This window comes from Campylobacter sp. BCW_4323, from assembly GCF_001763115.1.
Lineage (GTDB): Bacteria > Campylobacterota > Campylobacteria > Campylobacterales > Campylobacteraceae > Campylobacter_D > Campylobacter_D jejuni.
Genome location: NZ_MJYC01000024.1, coordinates 1 through 1052, shown reverse-complemented (window position 1 = coordinate 1052; position 1052 = coordinate 1). Strand labels below are relative to the sequence as shown.

Sequence of the window (1052 nt, the reverse complement as noted above, 5' to 3'; positions counted from 1 at the left end):
AAATGTTATAGCACAGGAGAAAAACACAAAAAATTAAGTTGGTTTATAGGGTTTGTGTGTAATCCTATATTAATGGCGGGTGTGTATGTGATGTATTAAAATCTTTAAAGACTATCAAAAATTCACTCCTTATGGTTTGGATTTTAAACTTTATAGTAAAGATTTTATCACTAAGCTTGATTTTAAAAATAAAGCTTATAATGTGCTTTATAATACAGGAGTTTAAATGGGAGATAGTATTACATTGTCAATTATTATGGGAATGTTATTTTCTATTCTTTATTTTGTAATTTTTATAAAAAACTATATTATAATAGCTTTGATTGTCCTTGTTGTCTTTTCTATTATAAATTATTGGATTAAGATTAACATAAAAGAATTTTTAAAATCTTATTTTTTAATATCTTTTATTATCTTTTTTATGGCTATTGTTATCATATTTTATCTTACTTATGATCTTGAAACTTCTAGAGGGCTTGTATTACTTGGTCCTCCAGAAATTGAAGAATTATCACCACAAGAGTATAAAGTACATGGTTATTTCGGATTTTTATTTTTTACAAGTATTGGCTTTTGTACAATCACATTTTTTATACCTCCTTGTTTATTACAAGCTTATTTATTTAAATGTTATAGCACAGGAGAAAAACGCAAAAAATTAAGTTGGTTTATAGGGTTTGTGTGTAATCCTATATTAATTACAAGTATGTATGTGATATATGAAAATCTTTAAAGACTATCAAAAATTCACTCCTTATGGTTTGGATTTTAAACTTTATAGTAAAGATTTTATCGCTAAGCTTGATTTTAAAAATAAAGCTTATAATGTACTTTATAATACAGGAGTTTAAATGGGAGATAGCATTACACTTTCTATTTTTTTAGGTTTTATAGGATTTATTTTTGCTTGTAGTGTTATAGAATTTTATCTTATAGCTCTAAGCGTTCTTATTGCCTTTTCTATTTTAAATTATTGGATTAAGATTAATATAAAAGAATTTGTAAAATCTTATTTTTTAATATCTTTTATTATCTTTTTTATGGCTATTGTT

2 protein-coding genes and 1 pseudogene are annotated in these 1052 nt (G+C 23.9%); all 3 read left to right on the top strand.

Going from position 1 to position 1052, the window contains the following annotated elements; genetic code table 11:
* Positions 1–226 precede the first annotated feature (226 nt).
* The gene (locus AJN60_RS00600) at positions 227–733 is read left to right on the top strand and encodes a hypothetical protein (protein WP_044780644.1); all 507 of its coding nucleotides are present in this window, start codon (positions 227–229) and stop codon (positions 731–733) included.
* Positions 720–851 (top strand): hypothetical protein, encoded by a 132-nt coding sequence (locus AJN60_RS09895; RefSeq protein ID WP_002861551.1) that lies wholly within the window; start codon positions 720–722, stop codon positions 849–851. Before AJN60_RS00600 ends, AJN60_RS09895 begins: the two co-directional genes overlap by 14 nt.
* A pseudogene (locus tag AJN60_RS00595) lies at positions 852–1052 on the top strand (hypothetical protein); the annotation flags it as partial.

Bases quoted from the DNA above. Each gene is read 5' to 3' on its own strand.
- AJN60_RS00600 (WP_044780644.1), top strand. From the start codon at position 227: ATGGGAGATAGTATTACATTGTCAATTATTATGGGAATGTTATTTTCT.
- AJN60_RS09895 (WP_002861551.1), top strand. From the start codon at position 720: ATGAAAATCTTTAAAGACTATCAAAAATTCACTCCTTATGGTTTGGAT.